At 53.9% G+C, this 22508-nt stretch carries 18 protein-coding genes and 1 pseudogene; 10 read left to right on the top strand and 9 right to left on the bottom strand.

Going from position 1 to position 22508, the window contains the following annotated elements:
• Positions 1-99: 99 nt before the first annotated feature.
• Positions 100-2394 carry a 5-methyltetrahydropteroyltriglutamate--homocysteine S-methyltransferase gene (gene metE / locus C8R31_RS03460; RefSeq protein WP_107692640.1) on the top strand — a complete coding sequence of 765 codons (2295 nt, stop codon included), beginning with the start codon at positions 100-102 and terminating at the stop codon, positions 2392-2394.
• Positions 2395-3011: 617 nt separating this feature from the next.
• On the opposite strand, the gene C8R31_RS03455 is transcribed toward metE, so the two are convergent.
• Positions 3012-4712 (bottom strand): ATP-dependent DNA helicase RecQ, encoded by a 1701-nt coding sequence (locus tag C8R31_RS03455; RefSeq protein WP_107692639.1) that lies wholly within the window; start codon positions 4710-4712, stop codon positions 3012-3014.
• 256 nt (positions 4713-4968) lie between these two features.
• Here C8R31_RS03455 and C8R31_RS16420 point away from each other — a divergent pair.
• The 4 genes and pseudogenes from C8R31_RS16420 to C8R31_RS15970 form a co-directional block, all read left to right on the top strand.
• Positions 4969-5224, top strand: a pseudogene (locus C8R31_RS16420) (IS481 family transposase); the annotation flags it as partial.
• A 113-nt stretch (positions 5225-5337) separates the two neighbouring features.
• The gene (nhaA, locus tag C8R31_RS03445) at positions 5338-7188 is read left to right on the top strand and encodes a Na+/H+ antiporter NhaA (RefSeq protein WP_107692638.1); all 1851 of its coding nucleotides are present in this window, start codon (positions 5338-5340) and stop codon (positions 7186-7188) included.
• Positions 7189-7623: 435 nt separating this feature from the next.
• Entirely contained in the window at positions 7624-9405 is a 1782-nt protein-coding gene (locus tag C8R31_RS03435; RefSeq protein WP_107692636.1) for a cyclic nucleotide-binding domain-containing thioredoxin-disulfide reductase, read from the top strand.
• A 201-nt stretch (positions 9406-9606) separates the two neighbouring features.
• Positions 9607-9792 (top strand): hypothetical protein, encoded by a 186-nt coding sequence (locus C8R31_RS15970; protein WP_181320377.1) that lies wholly within the window; start codon positions 9607-9609, stop codon positions 9790-9792.
• Between the two features lie 57 nt (positions 9793-9849).
• Here the strand turns inward: C8R31_RS15970 and C8R31_RS03425 are convergent, their stop codons facing one another.
• From C8R31_RS03425 to C8R31_RS03410, 3 genes are all read right to left on the bottom strand, one after another.
• Entirely contained in the window at positions 9850-10311 is a 462-nt protein-coding gene (locus C8R31_RS03425; RefSeq protein ID WP_258192511.1) for a VOC family protein, read from the bottom strand.
• A 124-nt stretch (positions 10312-10435) separates the two neighbouring features.
• Entirely contained in the window at positions 10436-10987 is a 552-nt protein-coding gene (locus C8R31_RS03420) for a VOC family protein (protein WP_107692633.1), read from the bottom strand.
• A gap of 496 nt (positions 10988-11483) precedes the next feature.
• The gene (locus C8R31_RS03410; RefSeq protein WP_107692631.1) at positions 11484-13076 is read right to left on the bottom strand and encodes a DHA2 family efflux MFS transporter permease subunit; all 1593 of its coding nucleotides are present in this window, start codon (positions 13074-13076) and stop codon (positions 11484-11486) included.
• Between the two features lie 730 nt (positions 13077-13806).
• On the opposite strand from C8R31_RS03410, the gene C8R31_RS03400 reads away from it, so the two are divergent.
• Positions 13807-14865, top strand: coding sequence for an NAD(P)-dependent alcohol dehydrogenase (locus C8R31_RS03400; RefSeq protein WP_107692630.1), 1059 nt, complete (start codon positions 13807-13809; stop codon positions 14863-14865).
• Positions 14866-14960: 95 nt separating this feature from the next.
• On the opposite strand, the gene C8R31_RS03395 is transcribed toward C8R31_RS03400, so the two are convergent.
• On the bottom strand, positions 14961-15770 hold the full coding sequence (locus tag C8R31_RS03395) for an SDR family oxidoreductase (RefSeq protein ID WP_107692629.1): 810 nt from the start codon (positions 15768-15770) through the stop codon (positions 14961-14963).
• 24 nt (positions 15771-15794) lie between these two features.
• On the bottom strand, positions 15795-16229 hold the full coding sequence (locus C8R31_RS03390) for a heme-binding protein (RefSeq protein WP_219907433.1): 435 nt from the start codon (positions 16227-16229) through the stop codon (positions 15795-15797).
• 90 nt (positions 16230-16319) lie between these two features.
• Here C8R31_RS03390 and C8R31_RS15965 point away from each other — a divergent pair, with 90 nt between their 5' ends.
• Positions 16320-16592 (top strand): hypothetical protein, encoded by a 273-nt coding sequence (locus tag C8R31_RS15965; protein ID WP_181320375.1) that lies wholly within the window; start codon positions 16320-16322, stop codon positions 16590-16592.
• Here the strand turns inward: C8R31_RS15965 and C8R31_RS16715 are convergent.
• Both C8R31_RS16715 and C8R31_RS03380 read right to left on the bottom strand, forming a co-directional pair.
• A complete protein-coding gene (locus C8R31_RS16715; RefSeq protein WP_375136104.1) occupies positions 16555-16710 on the bottom strand; it encodes a hypothetical protein in 156 nt (51 codons plus the stop codon). The genes C8R31_RS15965 and C8R31_RS16715 overlap by 38 nt on opposite strands.
• A 251-nt stretch (positions 16711-16961) precedes the next feature.
• Entirely contained in the window at positions 16962-17456 is a 495-nt protein-coding gene (locus tag C8R31_RS03380; RefSeq protein WP_107692628.1) for a hypothetical protein, read from the bottom strand.
• Positions 17457-17662: 206 nt separating this feature from the next.
• On the opposite strand from C8R31_RS03380, the gene C8R31_RS03375 reads away from it, so the two are divergent.
• On the top strand, positions 17663-17872 hold the full coding sequence (locus C8R31_RS03375) for a hypothetical protein (RefSeq protein ID WP_107692627.1): 210 nt from the start codon (positions 17663-17665) through the stop codon (positions 17870-17872).
• Positions 17873-17940: 68 nt separating this feature from the next.
• On the opposite strand, the gene C8R31_RS03370 is transcribed toward C8R31_RS03375, so the two are convergent.
• The gene (locus tag C8R31_RS03370) at positions 17941-19857 is read right to left on the bottom strand and encodes a PAS domain-containing sensor histidine kinase (RefSeq protein WP_107692626.1); all 1917 of its coding nucleotides are present in this window, start codon (positions 19855-19857) and stop codon (positions 17941-17943) included.
• Between the two features lie 1553 nt (positions 19858-21410).
• On the opposite strand from C8R31_RS03370, the gene C8R31_RS03365 reads away from it, so the two are divergent.
• Together C8R31_RS03365 and C8R31_RS03360 are read left to right on the top strand one after the other, a co-directional pair.
• Positions 21411-21854 (top strand): NADH-quinone oxidoreductase subunit A, encoded by a 444-nt coding sequence (locus tag C8R31_RS03365; RefSeq protein ID WP_107692625.1) that lies wholly within the window; start codon positions 21411-21413, stop codon positions 21852-21854.
• Positions 21855-21894: 40 nt separating this feature from the next.
• Positions 21895-22491: an NADH-quinone oxidoreductase subunit B family protein gene (locus C8R31_RS03360; protein WP_107692822.1), complete on the top strand. Its 597-nt coding sequence runs from the start codon at positions 21895-21897 to the stop codon at positions 22489-22491.
• The last annotated feature ends 17 nt before the right edge of the window (positions 22492-22508 follow it).

Raw genomic sequence — 22508 nt, 5'->3', positions numbered from 1 at the left:
ATGAGCAAGGTTAATTAATGGATGAAATAATACCATTTTTATTCATGAATTATGCGGCCTAGAATGGCGCTGTTTTCCACTCACTCAAGGCTAAGCATCATGACACTCACGCACAACCTCGGTTTTCCGCGCATTGGCGCCAAGCGCGAATTGAAATTCGCCCTCGAATCTTATTGGAAAGCACAATCCTCCCGTGACGAATTGAAGACCTTGGGTACCGAACTCCGCCGCCGGCACTGGCAGGACCAGGCAGCATTGGATCTGGTGCCGGTTGGCGACTTTGCCTTCTACGATCAGGTGTTGGACATGAGTTTCACGCTTGGCAACCTTCCGGAGCGCGTACGCGGCTTTCACGGGGATGCCCTGGACAACTACTTCCGTGTGGCGCGCGGCCGTTCGGCCCAGTCGGCGGATGAACATGCCCACTGCTGCGGCGGTGTCGCAGCCGGCGAAATGACCAAATGGTTCGATACCAATTATCACTACATCGTTCCAGAGTTCAGCGCCGCTACCGAGTTCAAGCTGGATCCTTCGCGGCTACTGGAACAACTGGCGGAAGCCAAGGCGCAGGGCGTCAAGGCCAAGCCGGTGATCGTCGGTCCGGTTACTTACTTGTGGTTGGGCAAAGCCAAGGATGATTCTGACAAGCTGGCCCTGTTGGAGCGGTTGCTCCCCGTCTACGTCGAACTGCTAGAGAGGCTGGCCGCCGCAGGCGCTGAGTGGGTGCAGATCGACGAACCTGTGCTTGTTACCGAGCTCGATGCCGCTTGGACGCGAGCCTTCAACCTGGCGTACCACCACCTCAAATCTTGCCGCGTGAAGCTTTTGCTGGCCACCTACTTCGGCGCCCTGCAGGGGAACCTGCCTCTGGCCGCCAACCTGCCGGTGGCTGGTCTGCACATCGATGCGATCAATGCCGGCAGCGAAGTGCAGAGTCTGCTCGACCTGCTGCCCTCCTATAAGGTCCTTTCGCTGGGCGTGATTAACGGCCGCAACATCTGGAAGACCGACTTGAACGCCGCGCTCGACTGGCTGCAGCCACTGCACGAGCGCCTGGGCGAGCGTCTGTGGATCGCACCGTCGTGCTCGCTGCTGCACGTGCCGGTCGATCTGGACAGCGAGCAAAAGCTCGACGGCGAGGTAAAGTCCTGGCTCGCTTTCGCGAAGCAGAAGCTCGATGAATTGCGCGTGCTCGCTACCGCCCTCAATCAGGGACGCGCCGCGGTCCAGACCGAGCTGGAAGTTAACCGGGCCGCCATCGCAGCGCGTCGCAACTCGCCCCGGGTCAACAACCCCGCAGTCAAGACGGCCATCGCCAAAATCGACGGCAAACTCGGCGAACGCAAGAACGGCTATGCCCAGCGCGCCGCCAGGCAGTCCGCGCTGCTGAAACTGCCAAAATTCCCCACCACCACCATCGGCTCCTTCCCGCAGACAACGGAAATCCGCCAGGCACGCAGCCAGTTCAAGGCCGGCGAGATTAACGAGGCAGCTTACAAGACAGCGATGCAAGCGGAAATCGCCCGCAGCGTGCGCGAGCAGGAAGCGCTGGGACTGGACGTGTTCGTGCACGGCGAGGCCGAGCGCAACGACATGGTCGAATACTTCGGCGAGCAGCTTAATGGTTACGCTTTCAGCCAGTTCGGCTGGGTGCAGTCCTACGGCTCGCGCTGCGTGAAGCCGCCCATCCTGTTCGGCGACATCAGCCGCCCCAAGGCCATGACGGTCGAGTGGATCAAGTACGCCCAATCCCTCACCGACAAACCCATGAAGGGCATGCTGACCGGTCCGGTCACAATTTTGAACTGGTCCTTTGTGCGCGACGACCAGCCGCGCTCAGTGTCCTGCTACCAGCTTGCGCTAGCGATCCGCGAGGAAGTGCTGGACTTGGAAAAAGCAGGCGTGCGCGTGATCCAGATCGACGAAGCCGCCCTGCGCGAAGGCCTTCCGCTACGAAAGTCGCAGTGGAAGGAGTACCTCGACTGGGCCGTCGAATCGTTCCGCATCACTGCCAACGGCGTGGAAGACGAGACTCAGATCCACACCCACATGTGCTATTCGGAGTTCAACGACATCATCGCGTCGATTGCTAACATGGATGCCGATGTGATCACGATGGAAACCTCACGTTCCGACATGGAGCTGCTAGACGCTTTCGACAACTTCAAATATCCGAACGAGATCGGCCCTGGTGTCTATGACATCCATTCGCCCAATATCCCAAGTGAGCAGCACATCGTCGAGCTGATTAAAAAAGCGGCCGAGCGCATTCCCGCCGAGCGCCTGTGGGTTAATCCGGACTGCGGCCTGAAGACCCGCCAGTGGAGCGAAGTGATCCCGGCGCTGACCAACCTCGTCGCGGCGGCAAAAACCTTGCGCGCCACGGTTGCCTGATCGTTTCACTCCTTGCGTCCGTGCCGAGAACAGCAGTTTTACCTTTTCTAACCCACTGCTTCGGTCCGTGTACCGCACAGGCAGGGTTCATGCAAGGACGTGAGCGATCAACAGCTAGTCGGACACCAAGCGGATTGCGGCCAGGTGCTGCTTCACCGCTAGTGAAGACAGATGACCTCGAAGGGTCTCGGTGTAATATTAGTGATGGCACGCTTCAGTGCGTTAGGAAATAGGTCTTATCACTCGGGCAGTGCATAAACCCGTAGCCAGCAGCTATCCTTTAGTTGCATGGAACGCAGTACCAAGAGAAACCTCCAGCCGGAAGGGCTGGGGGTTTTTGTTTTTCAGCTATGTGCAGACATCTTCATTCTTTGGCCTCTGCGCAAAGTTGTACGTATTGCAGATTCATAGAAGATCACTAGATCTTTTAACGCCCTCATTGTATCTTCAACTGCTCCTGGTATTAAGCCGAGGTTCAACTGTGTGAGTGCGGATGTAGTATTGCAATGGAATTTCTCACCCACCGGCTATGGCTTTCGCCAGAGCGACTTTTGGCTTCCTCTGCAACTCTCTGGCGAAACATGCTGCATTATTGAGCAGTTCCGGGTTATATGGGATCAAGCCGTAACGTTTTCCTGAGATGAGCTTCCTGCAACTTCGACGTGATCTCTAAGATAAGTCCCCTCTTCCCCTTCGGGGAAAGCTATCGTGACCATATCGGCAGTACAGCCAATAACCTGACCTTGCCCTCTCTTTGGAACCGAAACGCTAACCCCGATGGCGAGTTCTTCTTGAGAGGGAGCCTTTGCTTGTTCTTCATGAAGGTTTGTGCATTGATCAGGCGGAGCAAGTTCCAGCGCTTGCTCCGGAGGTTCCAGGCAATTGTCGCAGTGTTTACAATGCTCCCAGGCCGACTCTTCCTCAAAATATTTAAGCAATACCTTCCATCGGCAAGCTCCCGCTTGGGCATAGAAAACCATGTCTTCCAGTGCCTTGCGGTGGTGGACATCTTTCTCATGTGCCGTGTTTGCGACCTCGAGAATTTTCTCCGAAGGATTCTCTTTTTTCCCGAGGCGATAGCCTAGGTTTTTATTGCGAACGATTATTCCGCGATCCTGTAATAGCTTCAGCAATATTTGCAGTTTTCTCTTGGAAAACTGACTAAACCTCTCCTGTATCTGGCTTAGCTCAACAACACTGTGATGCTCCAACAGCTCCGTGATACCCCTGTAGACACCCTTCAATTCCTCAAAGGTTGGATAGTGGCGCGCTAAAAAGAATTGCTGGATTCGTTTATCGTTTAGGTCATAAAGGAGCGTACATATCGCATCCTTTCCATCGCGGCCCGCACGACCGCATTCTTGATAATACGCACCCAGATTTCCTGGTATTTGAAAATGCACCACAAACCGAATGTCCGGCTTGTCAATACCCATCCCAAAAGCGTTGGTGGCTACGATAATCCGGCTTTCGCCTTGCATGAAATAGTCTTGATTTTCGCTGCGATTCTTTTTTGGCAGGCGGCCATGATAGAGGGTAACGGTTGGCTCCACTTCACGAAGTGATGCGGCAAGATCTTCCACCGCTTTTACCGTGGCTGCATAGATAATTCCGCTGCCATCGGTCGTCCGGATCAACTTCTTGAGCTCATCGATTTTCTCCTCGGCGTTGGTGGTATGTATCACCTTGAAGTGGAGGTTCGATCTATAGACACCGGTATTTATGAGCTCAACCGATCTGCGTCCCAATTGCTTCGTTATATCATCCATCACCTCTGGCGTGGCCGTCGCGGTTAAGGCAAGTATGGGTGGATTTCCCAACGCCCTGATGGCATTGCCTAGTTCAAGATAGGCGGGGCGAAAGTCATGACCCCACTGTGAAATGCAATGAGCTTCATCCACGACGAAAAGGCTGACGGTGAGGCTCTGCAGCCTCGCTATGAATTCCGGATCAGCAAGGCGTTCCGGCGTTACATATACGATGTCGCTTTGGGCTTCGGAGATATTCTGTAATGCTTCCGTCTCTTCCTGCACACTCAGAGAGCTATTAACCTGACCGGCCTCCACTCCAATCTCCTCAAGTTTCTCCACCTGGTCCTTCATCAAAGAAATTAGAGGGGAGACGACAAGTGTAATCCCGGGCAGACTAAGGGCCGGTAGTTGATAGCACAGAGATTTGCCTCCACCGGTCGGCATGATTACCAGGGTATCGCGTCCATCCAATACGTTCTGGATAACCTGCTCCTGTCCGGGCCTTAACGATTGCAAGCCGAACGTTCTTCGTAGGTTCTTCTTAAGCTTGGATTGATCAGAATTCATTATTTAGCACCTTGTAGTCACCACAGTAGCGCAGTGGCAGGGATAATGAAGAATTGAAGAGGTTGCATCTGTTCGCTAGCAGACAACTGATCATTATTTTTAGAAGTGACCAACCTATAGCTGGTTGAGGCAGATGAAACCCGTAAGCCCCAATGAAGGCCCATCGACCGAAATGGCCCTAAAATGGGCGATCGGAATCGTTCAAGCAAATCATCATGTCTTCCGGCAAAGCTCACGGTCAGGACGCCTATTAAGTGGGAAGATCAAGAGTGTCGGGCGTGTCTATCAGCAAACGTTAGTTGATACCTATTCCAAGGGGGCTGCAGCCCAAGCTCTATACGACCAGCCCCCCCTTAGTGCAGCTAGTCTGCTAAATGATCAGGTGCCACCTTTCTTCGCAGAACAGGCCATCTGCCCTGATCCGCATCCTAACGGATAGAGGGACGGAGTTTTGCGGTAAACCGGAGACTCATGATTATCAGCTCTCCCTGGCCTCGAATGATATTGAGCACCTATAGCCTCAGGTTTCCCGGAGCTATTATCTATAATATTTACATCAGCTACTCAGCCAAAGACGAAGTGATTGGGCATATTGTTCATAGGATGAGGCCATTCAGTGTCGCAGATGAAACTAAGCAGCAAGCTCGATCGTCCGGTCGATAACGACTACGACCACACGCTCGGTCCAGCGAACGCTGAAATAACGCTGGTAGAGTACGGAAGCTACGCGTGCCCGCATTGCCGGGCAGCGAATGAGAGAATCGCGCAGGTTCGTGATCAACTGGGTGACCGCCTTCGTTATGTATTCCGGCATTACCCTCTAACAGGAAGCGATATTGCTCTTAGGGCTGCCGAGTTAGTGGAGCATGCAAAAGACACCAACAGCTTCTGGGACGCTCATATCGCGTTGATGACGCGTTCGGAGACGTTGACAGAGGAGGATCTGATTGCGGTTGCCCGAGATCTGGAAATGCCGCTACCAGATCCTGGTGAAGCCACGGAGACCGATGAGCGTGCCAAGGCGCGCGTCCAGTCCGACGTAAAGAGCGCCCAAGTCAGCCACGCCTTGGTCACGCCGACATTCTTTATCAATGGTCGGCGCTATGATGACCCCTGGGATGAGAGCTCTTTCGCTGATGCAATGCTCGGTGCGCCCGCCCACCGATTGCGGGGCGTAGCGCTCGACTTTGCCGACTGGGCGCCTTCGGCGGGCGTCCTGCTCCTACTGGCGACAATTCTTGCTGTGGCTTTTACAAATTCCGGCCTCGGCACCCACTTCGTGGCGCTGTGGGAGCTGTATCTGGGCGTTTCACTCGGTACCGCCGAGTTCAGGATGTCCTTACTCCACTGGATCAATGATGGTCTGCTCACGATCTTCTTTTTGGTCGTGGGACTGGAAATCAAGCGCGAATTTACAGTGGGCCGCCTCGCGAGTATACGATCGGGAGCCCTCCCGGTTGCAGCAGCTGTGGGCGGCATGGTGGTGCCGGCGATCCTTTATATGCTGCTGACTCCCGCGGGAGCCTGGTCGCACGGGTGGGGCGTTCCAATGGCGACCGACACCGCGTTCGCCGTCGCGCTGATCGTGATGATGGGAAACCGCGTGCCGGCCGAGCTGCGCATCTTCCTGACGGCGGCGGCAATCGTGGATGATATTGGCGCGATCATCGTGGTGGCGATCTTTTACTCTGGCACGATGAACTTCGGCTATTTCGCAGGCGCCATGGCCATTGTTGCGGCTCTGGCTCTGGCTCTGCTCAACCGTTCCCGCATCTATAGTGTCACGCCCTACGTGCTTCTGGGCGTCCTGCTCTGGGCCTGTGTGCTCGCAAGCGGACTTCACGCCACCATGGCGGGCGTGATCCTGGCGCTATTCATTCCGACGAGGCCCCCCCCGAATCTGACGGCATTGATGACCCAGGCGGATGCAATCCTCACTACCGAGGCACGACGTAGCGGCGAGGTCTTGCGGCACGGTCCTTCTCTTCCGGCTATGCGAGCGCTCGACGCAATCCACGACCGCCTGGAATCGCCGGCTGATCGCCTGCTGCGAAAAGCTGGTGCCCCGTCCAGCTACGTTGTGCTGCCGCTGTTCGCCTTGGCCAATGCCGGAGTCGCGGTTGCGGCGGACGCACTCGTCGGCCACGAACCTCTCATGCTTGCGGTTTTCTTCGGATTGGTGATTGGCAAGCCTCTAGGGCTGGTGTCGGCATCGGTCCTCGCTGTCCGGCTCGGAATCGCCACCAAGCCCGACGAATATTCGTGGCGGCAATTAATCGGAGCCGGCGCACTGGCAGGGATCGGCTTCACCATGTCGCTGTTTATCGCCAGCCAGGCATTCCCGACAGAGACCGATTTTGCCGTGGCTAAGATCGCGGTGTTTGCCGCCTCAATAGCATCGGCGATCCTCGGCGTGGCTATCTTATGGAACGCGGACGGGGCAGCTAAACGCATAAACGAGGACGTGAGGCTGTAAAGGGCTATGACTACAATCGTTCAAACAAGGGGAGTTGAAGATGCCTATAATGCTTCTGATGACACAGTAAAACTAGCGGTTCGTGGTTTTTCAAAAGGCGCAAATCATGGTCAAGCGAATTTCGCTATCGTCCTCACGAAATGCACGGTTTGATGGATTTAAACATATTGAGCCTGGGAGTTGTATGGTTTGTACGCATCTCGACAGCATTCGCGACGTCATACCTTCCGCGAATGGCTGTGAGGATTGTCTTAAGACCGGAGACTCATGTGTACACTTCCGCGTGGGCCGCCAGTGTGGTCACGTCGGTTGCTGTGATAGCACACCAGACCCGCGCGACCGGTGCTACATCGAAGAAGAGAGGCTCGATTTCACCGGCAGCCCGACCGTACACCTCCACACTTCATCGGTTGCTTTCGGGGATCCCAAGCTACGATGAAAAAAGTCCCTGACAGTTCGCTCTCGCCAGCGTCTGGTCAAGTGGACGATGTTCCACCCAACGCGGCAAACTTTCCATTGCCGCCAGACCTGGAGTCGCGCCGAGAGCAGATGTTTCCCAAGCTCGCCCCCGCAGAGGTTACCCGGTTACGGCGTTTTGGCACAGTGCACACCTGGCAACCGGGTGAACTATTATTCGAACCCAACAGGCCCGGGACTGGCATGTTCGTTTTGCTGCGTGGACGCATTCTGACCACGCGCAAAGATGGCTTCGGCATCGAGATTCCCATAATTGAAAGCGGACCGGGCAACTTCACGGGCGAAGTGGGCCAGCTTTCGGGTCGTCCTCCCCTTGCCTATGGGCGCGCCCTGGAGGTGGTCGAAGCGTTGGTGATAGACCCTCCCTCGTTGCGCGCAGTGGTCGTGGCCGAGGCTGAGCTCGGAGAGCGCATTATGAGGGCCCTGATTTTGCGACGTGTAGGACTGATCGAAATCGGAGGAGGCGGCCCGCTACTGATTGGCTCTCCGGACGGTGCGGGCATGGTGCGATTGCAGGAATTTCTTTCAAGGAACGGTCATCCCTATGTGGTGCTGAATCCGGCACTGGATAACGTTGCAGAAGATGTGATGAGGCTACACCAACCGCGGCCAAATGAAGTGCCCCTGGTTGTTTGTCCCGATGGAACGGTCCTTAAATGCCCCACCGAAAGGGAGCTCGCGCGTCGCCTCGGTTTGTATATAGATCTAAGCGCAGACCGTGTCTACGACGTTGCGATCGTTGGCGCTGGGCCCGCCGGTCTTGCTGCTGCGGTATATGCTGCATCGGAAGGGCTTTCCGTATTGGTGCTCGACACTCATGCATTCGGCGGCCAGGCGGGTGCAAGTGCGAGGATCGAAAATTACCTCGGTTTCCCCACCGGTATCTCCGGTCAAGCGCTGGCGGGGCGCGCTTATGTTCAGGCGCAGAAATTCGGTGCCGAAATGGTGGTCCCCGTCGAAGTAACGGCGCTCGATTGCTCTGGCTTTCCCTACGCGCTCCAACTTGATTGCGGCGTACGGGTTTCTGCAAAAACTATGATTATCGCCACCGGTGCAAAATATCGGCGTCCCGCCATACCCGAACTTGAGAAATACGAAGGTCGCGGCGTCTATTACTGGGCTTCGCCGATCGAGGCCTCGCTATGCGGACAGGAAGAGGTGGTGCTGGTCGGCGGCGGCAATTCGGCCGGCCAGGCCATAGTATTCCTGGCGAGCCACGCGGCGCACGTGCATCACTTGATTCGAGGAGCCGATCTGACAAAAAACATGTCGAAATATCTCATCGACCGCATCGGGGCGCTGGCGAACGTTACCTTACATACGGAATCCGAGATTGTTGCAATCGAAGGCTGCGAAGAAGGAGTGAGCGCCGTTCATTGGCGCCATCGCCCAGACGGCAGCATGGAGACGAAATCAACCCGGCGCATTTTTCTGTTCGTTGGTGCCGATCCGAACACCGATTGGCTCGCCAATTGCGGCGTAAAGTTAAATGATAAGGGATTCGTCTGTACCGGCTTCGACTTATCGCTGGACGAATATGCTGGGTCGGCGAACTCGAAAAAGGGCCGTCAACCGCTACAGCTCGAAACTTCCATACCAGGTGTATTCGCGATCGGCGATGCACGTGCCAACTCAACCAAACGTGTTGCCGCCGCGGTGGGTGAAGGCGCCGCAGTGGTCGCCGAGGTGCATGCCTGGCTTGCATCGCATGAAGCTATGCCAGTAGACCACGGAGCATAACGGACTCTTGCAGCGAGTTAACTGATGAGTCGTGTGCAGCTCGTTTTCGTTCCCGCCCGTTCTTTTGCATGGTCATCGGCATCGCTGACTTGGCAACGCGTAGCCAAACTTGGCTGGCTGAATAAGCTTCTCACCTGGTTAGCAACTCAAACCGTAAGCGGTACCACCCATAGCTGTTTTTGCGGATCGGATGGCTTCAGAATGGGCAAAAATATTTCATCAGGTTGTGGCAAGGATTCAAAGGATCTCGGGACAGAAGAGGATTTCAAGGAAGCGATCAGAGCGGTGCATGAGAAAGGAGGGCGAGTCATCCTCTATGTTGAGCCCCTTATCATCGATACCGATTCGGACATCGCTCGAGCATGGGATCAGGGCTTGGGGTCGTGATCACCCGGATGAGTCAACCCAGACCAAACATGCTTCCACCTGTGCCAAGGGCTAGGCTCATGACCCCGGAACCTTGTCGCCGGTGTAGTTGATCTGCCAGTGTATGCCGAATTTGTCCGCGCACGCGCCGTATTTCTCTGCCCAGAACATCTCGCTCAACGGCATCACAACCCTGCCGCCCTCGGATAACTTACCAAAAAGCGATTCCGCCTCGGCAGCGCTATCGGCCTCAAGAGTGATCTGGATATTATTGCCAACGATTAGCTTCTCCGACATGTTTGAAGTGATGTCCGTTCCCATCAACGTGACTCGTTCTGTCAGAGGCAGGGCGACGTGCCCGACAAGGTCCTTTTCCTCCTCCTTTAATGGCGGCATATCCTCCATGCCCTCCGTTGGCGGAAAGTCCCTGAAGCGCATGATGCCGCCCATAAACTCGCCGCCAAAGACGGATTTGTAGAAGTTGAATGCCTCTTCGGTGTTGCCTGCAAAGTTAAGGTAGATATTGACAGCTTTCATCATCGTTTCCCCTGTCGGTTGGTGGTCGATAGCGGCTGTGGTTTCACCAGGACGCGTTTTAGAGCCACGTAGTCGAACGAGCCTTTAGGAAATCGCCATCCTCTTGGCGCAAACTTGACAGCGCCACCTAACGCTCCGGCTCAGCGGCGACGCGAAGTGCCGTCCGCCGAACCAGCTGATAGCCACGATTTCGCTTTTCTCGCTTATTCCCATCATATGCCCGTTGCAGCGCATCAAGATTAAATTTCTTCATTTTGAGAAATGCCTGGGTAACTCGGGCCAATCTGGCAGGATCCTGATCCTGCATCATTTTGTCCATGACAATGGGTACGATCTGCCATGAGAGACCATACTTGTCCTTGAGCCAGCCGCACTGTTCGGCCTCCGGAACAGCAGAAAGCTTTTCCCAGTAGTAGTCTATTTCTTCTTGTGCCTCACAATAGACCATGAAGGAAATGGACTCATTGAATCTGAATAAAGGTCCAGCGCTGATAGCCATAAACGGCTGGCCGGAAAGAGTAAACGAAACAACATCGCAGTCACCCGACGGCGTGTCGTGCAGCGTATTCATACTCGTGATTCCTGAATCGGGAAAGACCGAGCAATAGAAGTGTGCCGCTTCTTTTGCTTCTCTATCGAACCACAGGTGCGGAACGATCTTTTGTTTGACCGCTGCCATCGTATTTCTCCTTATAAGTCTAACTCGTTATAAATCGCAAAATGCCAATTTCACATGGCACCTTGTCGTTTAACATCCCCTATTCGTGGCCCCGCAAATCTGCTGGCAGACTGCGCTGCGGCCGTCCATGCCGTATCTATGTAGACATCGAACACAGGTTCGATCGATGTGTTCCGGCTTGTCGTTGCACCCCTTGTCTGAGGGTACGGAAGGCGCAGTTCAAGGACGTAAGGGAGCGACATGCGCTGACCTTTCTTGAGCCGAAACTGCTCAAATCCGGCATGATCGGTCTGCCTTACAGCGTGTAGCTCGGCGTTGCTGGCATTCCACGATGACTCATTAGCGCTCGAATGTCCGGTATTGAGCCTCAAGACCAGTCCAGAAAGACCGCTCCTGGCCGGATGCGGGCCCTTCCTTTCCCCGGCAAGCATGAAGCACAAGGGCCCATGGTTGATATCGTGTCTACCATGTGAATCAGTGCAGTCCGGGCCGATGGCTATTCGCTATAAAACTGCTCCGGTCGGCGTTGACCACGCTGCCCTATGAGCCGCCATGCGCTATAGGAACTTGCCAGCGCCAGCACGGCCGACAAAAGCATGACCCAACGAAATCCATAGACGAAAGCATCACCGACATCGGCCTTTACAGTAATTTGCTCGTCCCGGGTCGCTGCGGCCGGCACATCGATCCCGGCCAGCTTGTCCCAATGCGCAAAGACTTCCCTGCTCACCACAGGCGACACTTTGTGTTCGAGATCAACTAGCGCATGCCGGAAGGCCACGCTCATCACGATGCCAAACAGCGCAATCGCCAGCAGCGCAGCAAGCCGCGAGACGGCATTGTTTATGCCGGACGCAGCGCCGGCCTGGCTGCTGTCCAGGGCATTCATCACAGTGGTCGTGAGCGGCGCCACGCTAATCGCCATGCCCAGGCCCAGAACCATCACAGCCGGGAAGAACGTAAGCCAATAGCTTCCACCGGTCGCTGGCAATGCGAATAGGCCAAACCCCAGCGCAGCAATAGCCGGACCGATCATCAACGGTTTCTTCGCGCCGTAACGGTCCACCAGCGCGCCTGCCCAGCGCGACAACAGGAACATGGTGAGTATGAAGGGCAGCAAGGCGGCGCCCGCCTCCACGGCAGTATAGCCCTGCACCTGTATCAGGTTGAGCGGCAGAAAATACAAACTCCCACCCAGGGCGGCATATAGAAGCAGAGTGAGCAAGTTGGCACCGGAAAAGTCGTGCGAACGGAAAAGCTCCAGCGAAAGCAAGGGCGCCGGATGCCGACGCTCCTGCAGCACAAAAATTACCGAAGCGACGGCAGCCAGTAAAAGGGAACCGGCAACCCGCAAATTGAGCCAGCCGGCGGTAGAGGACAGGATAAGAGCGAATACCAGCGAGCCAAGACTGATGCTTGCCAATGCGGCGCCCAGCCAGTCCAGGGGCCCCTTTTCCCTGCCCCGGCTTTCAGGCACGTAGCGCAAAGTGAGGAACAGCACCGCCAGCGCCAGCGGGATATTGACTAGAAAGGCGGCGCGCCACGACCACTGCTCTATCAGAAAGCCGCCTGTCACTGGTCCCAGCGCGGCGGTGATCGCGGTATAGCCGGACCAGGTGCCGATGGCTTTGCCGCGAACATCCGTCGGGAACGAGGCGCTGATGAGCGCAAGGCTGCCGGGAACCAGCAGTGCTCCACCCACGCCCTGCATGGCCCTGGCGCAGATGAGCTGTTGCATGCTGGCTGCCATGCCACACCATACAGATGCCGCGGCAAACAGCATGACGCCGGCCAGAAATACTCGGCGCCGGCCGTACCGGTCGCCAGCGCTGCCTCCTGCCAACAGCAGGGCCGCCAGAAACAGCGCATATGATTCGATGACCCACTGGACCTGTGCTGCGCTTGCGCCGAATTCGTGCTGCAGCGCTGGCAGGGCAACATTGACGACTGTGCCGTCAATGAAGACCATACCGGAAGCGAGTATTGTCGCCGCCAGCACCATGGGGCGAACCTGCTCGGCGCATGGCGCATCGGCTGGCGCGGCCAGGATCGCGGACTCATCGGATGCGGAAGCAGTGCAGAGACTCATCGTTCATCCCCATAAGTAGCGTCTCCACGGGCGGAGCATAACGTTATCTTATGAATAACAGACTATTCGATAATTCAACGGCTGATAAAATACGTGAAAGGGTCAGGCGAGGACGACGGCCATTTTGCCGCGGCCAACTCGGCCCATGATAGGTCAGACTCAATTAAAGTAACGTTCGATGCCCGTACACGGGTGTATCCAGCATAGCTACCGTTGATGGTGGACCGAGCCACCCATCAGCGCCTCGACCTTAGCGCTAATCGGAAGCTCGCCACCTGGCTTTTCACGGCGTGAAGACCTCTGCAATCAGTTATAGAAGCGTAGGATAAAAATCCTCTTTACCGAAAAACCGGCATGCAATGAATCAGTCCTCGTCCGGCAATTTACCGGTACTGGCTTCAGAAGGGGATTATCCGTACCAGGGCTCTTAGCTCATGCGACTCTTTTTTGCCCTAATATCTCAAGGAGAACCGCCTTTATCACGAAGGAGTCGTTTTTCTTTGCTATTCGGCGTTTTGAGTCTATAAAAAATTATAGCTTCGTAGCGCTACTGCCAGCCTTGAAATTCACTTCTTATGGGAGGGTAGAATAAAATGAAAAACAAGACACATCATCACTTCGTTGAAATTAACGGTGTTGATAAAGATTAAGAAGGGAAGAGATAAGAAACCAAAAATACTTTTTTGCCGCGCTTCAAGCCTTATGTGCAACTTAACAGGAGCATAAAGCCATGCACAACTCAAAAGCTTACGCCGCCGCCAGTGCGACCTCCCCCCTTGCCGGAACGACAATTGCGCGGCGCGACCCAACCGAACATGACGTGCAGATCGAAATTCTTTTCTGCGGTATCTGCCACTCCGATCTTCATTCCGTCCGCAACGAGTGGAGCGAGTTCATGCCGACTGTTTACCCGATTGTTCCTGGCCATGAGATCGTGGGCCGTGTCACTGCAACCGGCTCCGCCGTCACTAAATACAAGACCGGCGACCTCGTAGCGGTCGGGTGCCTGGTTGATTCTGACCGCACCTGCCCCCAGTGCAAAGCAGGCCTTGAGAACTTCTGCCCAAACCTGAGGTTTACCTTTAACTCTCCCGACAGGTATCTGGGTGGCAGGACTTACGGCGGCTACTCCGACAGCATTGTCGTCGACGAGCATTTCGTGCTGCGCGTCCCGTCCAATCTCGATCTCGCGGGGGCGGCGCCACTCCTCTGCGCTGGGATCACGACATACTCGCCCATGCGCCACTGGGGCGTCACAAAGGGTAAGAAAGTTGGCGTCGTCGGTCTCGGCGGCCTGGGCCACATGGCCGTGAAGATTGCACATGCGCTCGGAGCCCACGTTGTCGTCTTCACCACGTCGCCCCACAAGAAGGAAGACGCCCTCCGGCTCGGGGCCGATGAAGTCGTGATCTCTCGCAATGCGGACGAGATGAAGAAGCATGCTGGCAGCTTTGACTTTATCCTCGACGCGGTCTCCGCCGAACATGACATTAACGCCTATATCAACCTGCTTAGCCTCGACGGCAACCTCACTATTGTTGGCCTTCCTTCAAATCCCCTCAGTGTCGTCGCCTTCGGCCTCATCGCGCGCCGACGCAGCCTCTCCGGCTCGCACATCGGCGGTATTCCGGAAACCCAGGAAATGCTCGACTTCTGCGGCACGCACAACATTACTGCCGATGTTGAAGTGATCCCGATTCAGAAGGTCAACGAAGCCTACGAAAGACTGGTGAAGTCGGATGTGAAGTATCGATTCTCCATAGACATGGCTTCTCTCCGATCTGAGTAAAGCGAGCCTACCGATCCGGTCGGGAAAGAATTTATGAACCCGATCTGCATTTTTCGGTTCTATCCGGCCACTGCCATAGGATTTACAAATGAATGTTATATTTCAACATCCCAGGCTTTTATCTGATGTTCCTTGATCATATCTTCAACAAATTTGGGAACAACATTGCGGAATTTTCCGGTGTCGGAAGGAACAATTTTGATCATTGCGTCGATCATTTCCTTGGGATCCAGCCTGCCTTCCGGTTTGTCTAATAATGATGCGAAAGTTGCCTTCATTTCATCACGTTTAGTAAAGTTTTTACTATCATCCAGCCAGCGGAAAGCATTGTCAGACATTGTTTCGTTATATCCGGTCAGATATGCACCAGGATTAATAGTCTGAATTTTAATGTTATATTTTTTTAGCTCATCCAACATAGCTTCAGCAATCGCTTCCAATGCATGTTTGGTGGCAACATAAATGCCAAATCCAGGAGGCGTAAATAATCCGCCCATGGAAGAAGTGAAGACCACTTTACCTCCTCTTTTTTCATTGATCCATTTGGCAATGAATTTTTGGGCAAGGTCTAGTGGGGCAAATACATTGGTTTCAAAATTGCTGCGAACTAATTCAATTGGGATTTCAAACACCGGGCCGGCTTCACCCTTGCCCGCGTTGCTAAACAAGATGTCGATATCCCAGGTTAACGCATATTCGACATCAAAGTGATCAAGGATATCGAGCTTTTCAACACGAAGGTTACCTTCCAATCCCAACTCCTTGGCCTTATTGCGGAGTGACGTTACCTGGGGAGAAATTTGTACCCCGGCTATAACTTGATACCCTGATTGTGCCAATCCTATGGCTGTTCCTTCACGGAATCCGGAACCGGCTCCGGTAATCAGAATTGTTTTGTTTTCCATAATTTGGTGGGTTTAATTTCGATCTTAGATTACGCTGCCCGCAGTAGCGATTGCAGCATCCTGGGAAATTGCGCCGCCGGAGACTCCTATATAGCCAACAATTTCACCGTTCTGCTTGATCGGCAAGCCACCGGCAAAGCCTACAAGGCCGCCATTTGTATATTCGAGGCCATAGGCTGCTACTTCCGGCTTAAGAAATTCGCCCAATTGTTCAGAAGGCATACGAAAAAGCATGGCTGTTTTCGCCTTCCGGATGGCAATATCAATGGAGCCTATAAAGGCATCATCCATCCGTTGAAGTGATTTGAGATGCCCGCCAGTATCCAAAAGGGCGATATTTACGGCAACACCGATTTCCTGCGCCTTCGCTTTCGCCTTACGTAGCACTTCATCTGTTTGATCTAATGTGATTTCCATTCTCGTTATTGAACAAAAAATGTTAACGGAAGAATAGTTCATTTAATGGTTCTGCTTTGGCAATCCAATCCAGCACACAATCCAGAACATGCTAGACACATAAACAATCACGCCGATATATCGATGTTATCGGTGCGCCAACGCACAGTAGACATTGATCCGATCGTCGCGCCAATCATCTCGAAACTATTCGAGTTGTATGCAAACAGCCAGTACTCAGTGCGCGAGGCGACAGTGAAGGGGAGGGAATGGGGGCTGGTCCACCGAAAGAGCGGCACGAAGGTTCCGGCGAGCACCGTCAATAAAGCGGATACTGTTGTTGCTCAGTCTGCCGCAGCAAAATGCGCCATCTGGTCTGCGTGTGCCTTCACGAAAGACGGACGGGCCGTAGCGCGGGCGACATAGTCACGACAGGCGGGATGTCCCGCCAGCCGTCGAACCGATGGACAAGGCGCAGCACATCCGCCATGAGTATGTCGGCGACGGAGAAGGTCCCGGCTAGCCATTCGCGTCCTGCCAACACCGGCTCCAGGTGCTGGAGCCGCGTGCTATCGGCCTGCTTATGCTTAGGCCCATTATTTCGCGAAATCTTTCTGACATTAACTTTAGTTTTTCGATTCCTTCTCAAAACCGGTTAGGAGCCCGGCCGGGGTTTGCTTATCCTCAAGTCCCTTGTCAAGTGGGTGGGGGCAGGTTCTTTTTAACCGCGTATTTCTTGTTGATGCGCCCAAGCGGAACGCAGCTCATCCTAGGCCACGTCCCGCCTTGCGACACTTAATGCTGCATATGGTGAGAATGTCCTTCACTACTATCTACTTGCCGTTTGGTAACCTTGGCTTTATTGGAGAGTTTGGCCTTGAGCTTAAGAGGGGTAAAGCTGGCAGCGTACGCTTCCTGTTCGGGTAGCGTAACGAATACGGTAATGACGGTCTCCGGCGTGATGGAAAAATCTCCGCTCCCCTTGAGAATGTTGTCACCCGCCTGTTCCAGTTTCACCGAGGTTTTAGTCCTGGTCTTGCTGCTTTGAATAATTGCCTTGCCTGAGCCACCGTTGACGCTGAGCTCGCTATCGGCATGATCCATCACATACACCACGATCTCATTATCCCTGGAAACGAGCTCCAAGTGATAAGGCCCGGTCATGCGCATTTGACCGCCGTGCGGCGACGGTCTGGAATCAAAAAATTCTTCGGTATGGGCGCTTGCAAGGAGAGACATGCTCGCCAACGCAGCGCTGAAGAGAAACGTAGTGACGCACCCTGTAGTCATTTAAATTCTCCATGAAAAATTCCAATTTCGGTTTGAAAGAAAATTCTTTAAGAAGACAATCGAGATAACTCCTGAAGAACCGTTTCTATGCGCCGCTAGCAGGAGATGAATCTCACGATATACCCATAGGGGGTATAAATCAATGTGGCATATTGCCGCATGTGACAAATTGCCGCACGCGGAAGTGCTCTTTCGGTGAAGGAGCTATGGACTGGTCTTCTGGGAAAATCGCCGTGATCTCGAGCTTGGGGGTCGTAATCAGCGGGAGCGGGCGTGAAGACCCCTCTACTCTCATCGCTGCTGCTGATGAGGCATTTTATCGGGCGAAACCGCGGGTCGGAAGCGTGTTGAATTCAGTGTTTGTCATTTATTCAGCTGTTTACATCACCCATTCTGGCAGCTCAGGCTACTACTGAAGGGTAGAACATTTCTGATCGCGCTTTTCTTGGCTAGCGAGATAAAAAACAGCCAGACTGCGTTCCCGCTAGCTCGCCATTCGAAGAATCTTGGCTATTTCCGACAAATGGTAAGGTTTCTTTATAAATTTATAGTCTTCGGCGTCAGCATTTTCTGTCGTCAAAGAACGGCCATGATAGCCTGAAGCCAGGATGATTTTTATATTGGGAATAAGGCCGCGTGCTTTTCTGGCAAGTTCAATGCCACTTATTCCTGGCATGACCACATCGCTAAACAGTACATCGACATTCGGCATCCTTTCGAGGATGGTGAGCGCGTCCTCACCGTTATTGGCGGATAGCACCTTATAACCCATGTTGCGAAACAGCTGGAGGGTCATGTCCAGAACCTCCGGCTGATCGTCCACGACCAACGCTGTTTCATTGCCGGTTGTCGAATCCTCCCGTCCTTCATTTGCGTCCCCTTCCTGCGCGGGGACGAATAATGAAATAGCGGTACCCTTGCCAACTGCTGTCTCAATTTTCAAGCCCCCACCGAATTGCTTGATCGTACCGTACACTTGGCTCAAGCCCATGCCCGTCCCTTTGCCGACCTCTTTCGTCGTAAAGAAAGGCTCTACTGCCTGAGTCGCCACCGCAGGCGTCATGCCCATCCCGGTGTCACTGACGGTGACTTTCACATATCTGCCTGCAGGTAGTTGCTCCACTGCGTTTTCATGAAGCTCGACCTGCTCAGTACTCAGCGTAATGATTCCGCCGTCAGGCATGGCATCACGCGCATTGATAATCAAGTTTAATAACGCGGCCTCGAACTGCGACACATCGATTATTGCTAGAGGCAAAAGCGGATCCAGTTGCATCCTAAAATTAATGGAACCTTTACTGGCTCTGCGAAGTACTGCCTCAAAAGAACCTATTACGCTGTTTACGTTGTATTTGTCTTGCTTTAAGGGTTGTTTACGAGCAAACGTCAATAACTGTTGCGTTAAATTGGCCCCCTGAGTGGCAGAACGCCGCATCGTCTCAAGAACCTTGGCAGAAATTGGCGTTGGAATTTCCTTAGTTAGAATTTCAATGCCGTTGATGATGACACTGAGCAAATTATTAAAGTCATGTGCAATACCCCCGGTCAGCGTGCCGATCGCTTCCAGTTTCTGGGATTGGAACAAGGCTTCCTTGGCGCGCTCCAGTGCCTCCGCTGCCTGTCGCCTTTCGGTAATATCGCGCGTGACTTTCGCATAACCAATTAAAACGCCTAATGCGTTTTTAATCGGATCGATAACCACATGCGCCCAAAACCTGGAGCCGTCTTTTCGTATACGCCAGCCTTCGCCTTCAAAACGACCTACTTCCGCTGCAGTCTTTAACGCGGCCATTGGCAAGCCCGCGACCCTGTCTTCTTCGGTATAGAACTGCGAGAAATTGGTGCCCACGGCTTCGGCATGCTGGTAGCCCTTGATACGCACCGCGCCGGCATTCCAGTTGGTGATAACGCCGTCTGGCGATAGCATGTAAATGGCGTAGTCCGTTACGCTCTGGACCAGGAGGCGGAACTGCTCTTCAGTGGCATGCAGGGCCTCCGCTGCCTCCTTGCGTTCAGTGATGTCGCGGGTGATTTTAGCAAAACCAACCAAAGCACGCTCATCGTCCCAAATCGGATCAATGACCACGCTGGCCCAGAACCGTCTGCCATCCTTGCGCAGCCGCCAGCCTTCGTCCTCGAACCTGCCCTGGCTAAGCGCCGTTTGCAGCGCTCTGGCGGGAAGATTGGTGGACTGATCTTCTTCGATATAAAACCGTGAGAAATGTTGCCCGATAATCTCGTCGGCCGTGTAGCCCTTGAACCGCTCGGCACCCGCGTTCCAACTGACCACAAAACCCTCCGGACTTAGCATGTAGAGCGCATAATCGGTTACGCTGGCCACGAGCAACCGGAAGCGCTCGGATTCGGGATGTAACGAGAGAGGAAGAGAAGAAAAATCCATCTTTATCATCCATATAAAGTACGCACAACCATAAGCAATGGGGTTAAAGCCTCATACTCTACTGTAACCCGTTTCTGCCCTTCTGCATGTAGCACCTAAGGGTTACTGCTCTCCTGCGAACAGACACTTTGAGATTCTCCATCCGCGTTTCCACCCCCCTTTAGGACTAGGGTTAGTCAAGAAAAAAGGATGAAATATCATTACGACATCTCTCCTGAGAAATGCTACGAATTTTCGATGAATTTAAACATCCTCGCCGCTAGCATCGTGCGCTCCGGTCTCAGCCGTTTGTTCGGGGCTGTATATTTATATGCTTCACTTCCTCTGGTAATGAGGCGGTGGGTTAGGCGGTGGGTTAGGCGGTGTTAGCTGAGTCCATTCTTTGATTTCAAACAATCTTAGCTTCAACATGAAATTGCCTTGCGCCGTGATCATGATCGGAGAATCACTTCTTTGCGTGCAGAGAGCGCCAACCAATCCAGCCACAGCAATTTGTCGATTCTGATAGTGGAGCTCATGCACCCATGCCAGACAGGGATTCCGTATCTGGGCTGTTATCCGTTTGCTGGGAGAAATGAGTGTTACTGCCATTCCATTTTAGTGGCGTGAATTATGGGCGATGAAAAGTTGCGAATCCCGCTATACCGGCACAGCCAGACTGTCGTGACCTTGGGGAATTCGGGATGTTGGGGTTGAGGAGAACGTTGTTCTCTTCGGGCAGCGACGCAGGCACGATCAACCTCGGCTGGCGTAGCGCTTGCGCGTCTTCGTCTACCACTTCCAAACCATCTGAAGGCACCTTCACTCCGTCCTGACCAATTTCACCGTGTCTCTGTAGCATACGGACTCGGGATGGACGCATTCAACTTGGGTCAGATCCGTGCGAGTGCCGAGGTCGAAGACGACACCGCCGTTTATCTTCCTATTCGGCCACATAACACCGACTTCGAGGACAAACGATCTGATGCTGAGAACCCATGCTTCACGCAGGAAGAAAAAAACGTATCTCTCCCCCTACACCGCCCAGCCATCCTGTTACGCGCGTCACAGCGAGTTATCTCGCCTCCAAATGGTGACTTTTGTGAGTTTCGGTGGGAATTTGGATGGGAATTAGAGCGCTATGCCACACTGCTCAATAATTAAAGGACTATAACGGGCTGGCCCCTACGACGTGAGAGGCCAAGGATATAAGCAGGAGCGCCCCCTCCTTGCTCGCTCGTAGCGAGGGTGTCCTCCACACTTAAGTTCTAAGGTATTGTATTCTAATGCTTCTATATTTAGATCACCGTCGAATTACCACGTTTGTTACCACGCATGTGACTTACATACCTCCGTCGGCGACTGTTCAACCAACTGGACAGGACTGCCGGATAACGACGGACAGTACGCATACCACTTTTTTGTTGGCTATCGCACAGAAGTCTGCTGCTCGATGGGAAATACTAAACTTCCACCTGAAGCCAGCCCTCTCTGGCCCCGCAGCTTTCTGCGTGGACCGGCCTGTTTAATCCTGGTGAATCAATCAAAGGACCAAGCCCAAAGGAGCCTAATCCTTGAATGCTTCCGTGACACAAGCAACAGAAATCTGGCCCCTGGTTGCATACTTCTTCCTCGTCGTCACGCTGGTTGTGGGCGTCATGGCGCTTTCGTACATCATTGGGGAGCGTCATAGATCGAAGGCTACGGATGAGCCATTTGAAAGCGGTATTGTCACCGTCGGCCTTGCGCGCTTGCGCCTGTCCGCCAAATTCTACCTGATCGCAGTGTTCTTTGTGATCTTCGATGTGGAAGCTGTGTTCCTTTTTGGCTGGGCCGTCGCTTTTCGTGAGCTGGGCTGGCCCGGCTATATCGAGGCTGTCATCTTCATAGCTATTCTGGGAGCGGCCCTCGCTTATTTATGGCGGCTGGGTGCCCTGGATTGGGGGCCCAAAAGGCATTCGGCTGGCAAGTTTGCCAAAGAATCAAGGAGCCCAAACCATGCGGTGGTCTCTAAGTAAGCCATACGATAAACCATCTGGGGCAACGTCCGGGTCTTCAATAATCCGTGATAACGGTTTTGAAGAAGACGGACGCCGCAGTGTGTTGCTGACGCGATTGCAAGACCTTGTCGCATGGGGCCGCAAGAATTCCGTCTGGCCCTACAATTTCGGTCTGTCGTGTTGTTATGTGGAAATGGCGACCAGCTTCACCAGCAAGTATGACCTTGCCCGGTTTGGCGCCGAAGTTATCCGCGCTTCTCCCCGTCAGGCCGATCTGATCGTTATTTCCGGTACGGTTTTTATCAAGATGGCGCCCGTGCTCCAGCGTCTTTACGATCAGATGCTTGAACCGCGCTGGGTAATTTCGATGGGTTCGTGCGCGAATTCCGGCGGAATGTATGACATTTACAGCGTGGTGCAGGGTGTAGACCGGTTCCTTCCCGTGGATGTTTATGTTCCCGGTTGTCCACCTCGGCCCGACGCATTCATGCAGGGGCTGAATCTGCTTCAGGACGCAATCGGCAAGGAAAAGCGCCCATTGAGCTGGGTGATCGGTCCGCAAGGGATCGAACGACCGGCTGCGGGATCCCAGCGGGATCTCAAGCGGGCAGACCGAATGCGGGCTACGACGCTACGAAGTCCGGACGAGGTCTAACCTAAATCCGGCAATTG

It is taken from the genome of Nitrosospira sp. Nsp2, assembly GCF_003050965.1.
GTDB lineage: Bacteria > Pseudomonadota > Gammaproteobacteria > Burkholderiales > Nitrosomonadaceae > Nitrosospira.
This window is presented reverse-complemented; position numbering and strand designations above follow the sequence as displayed.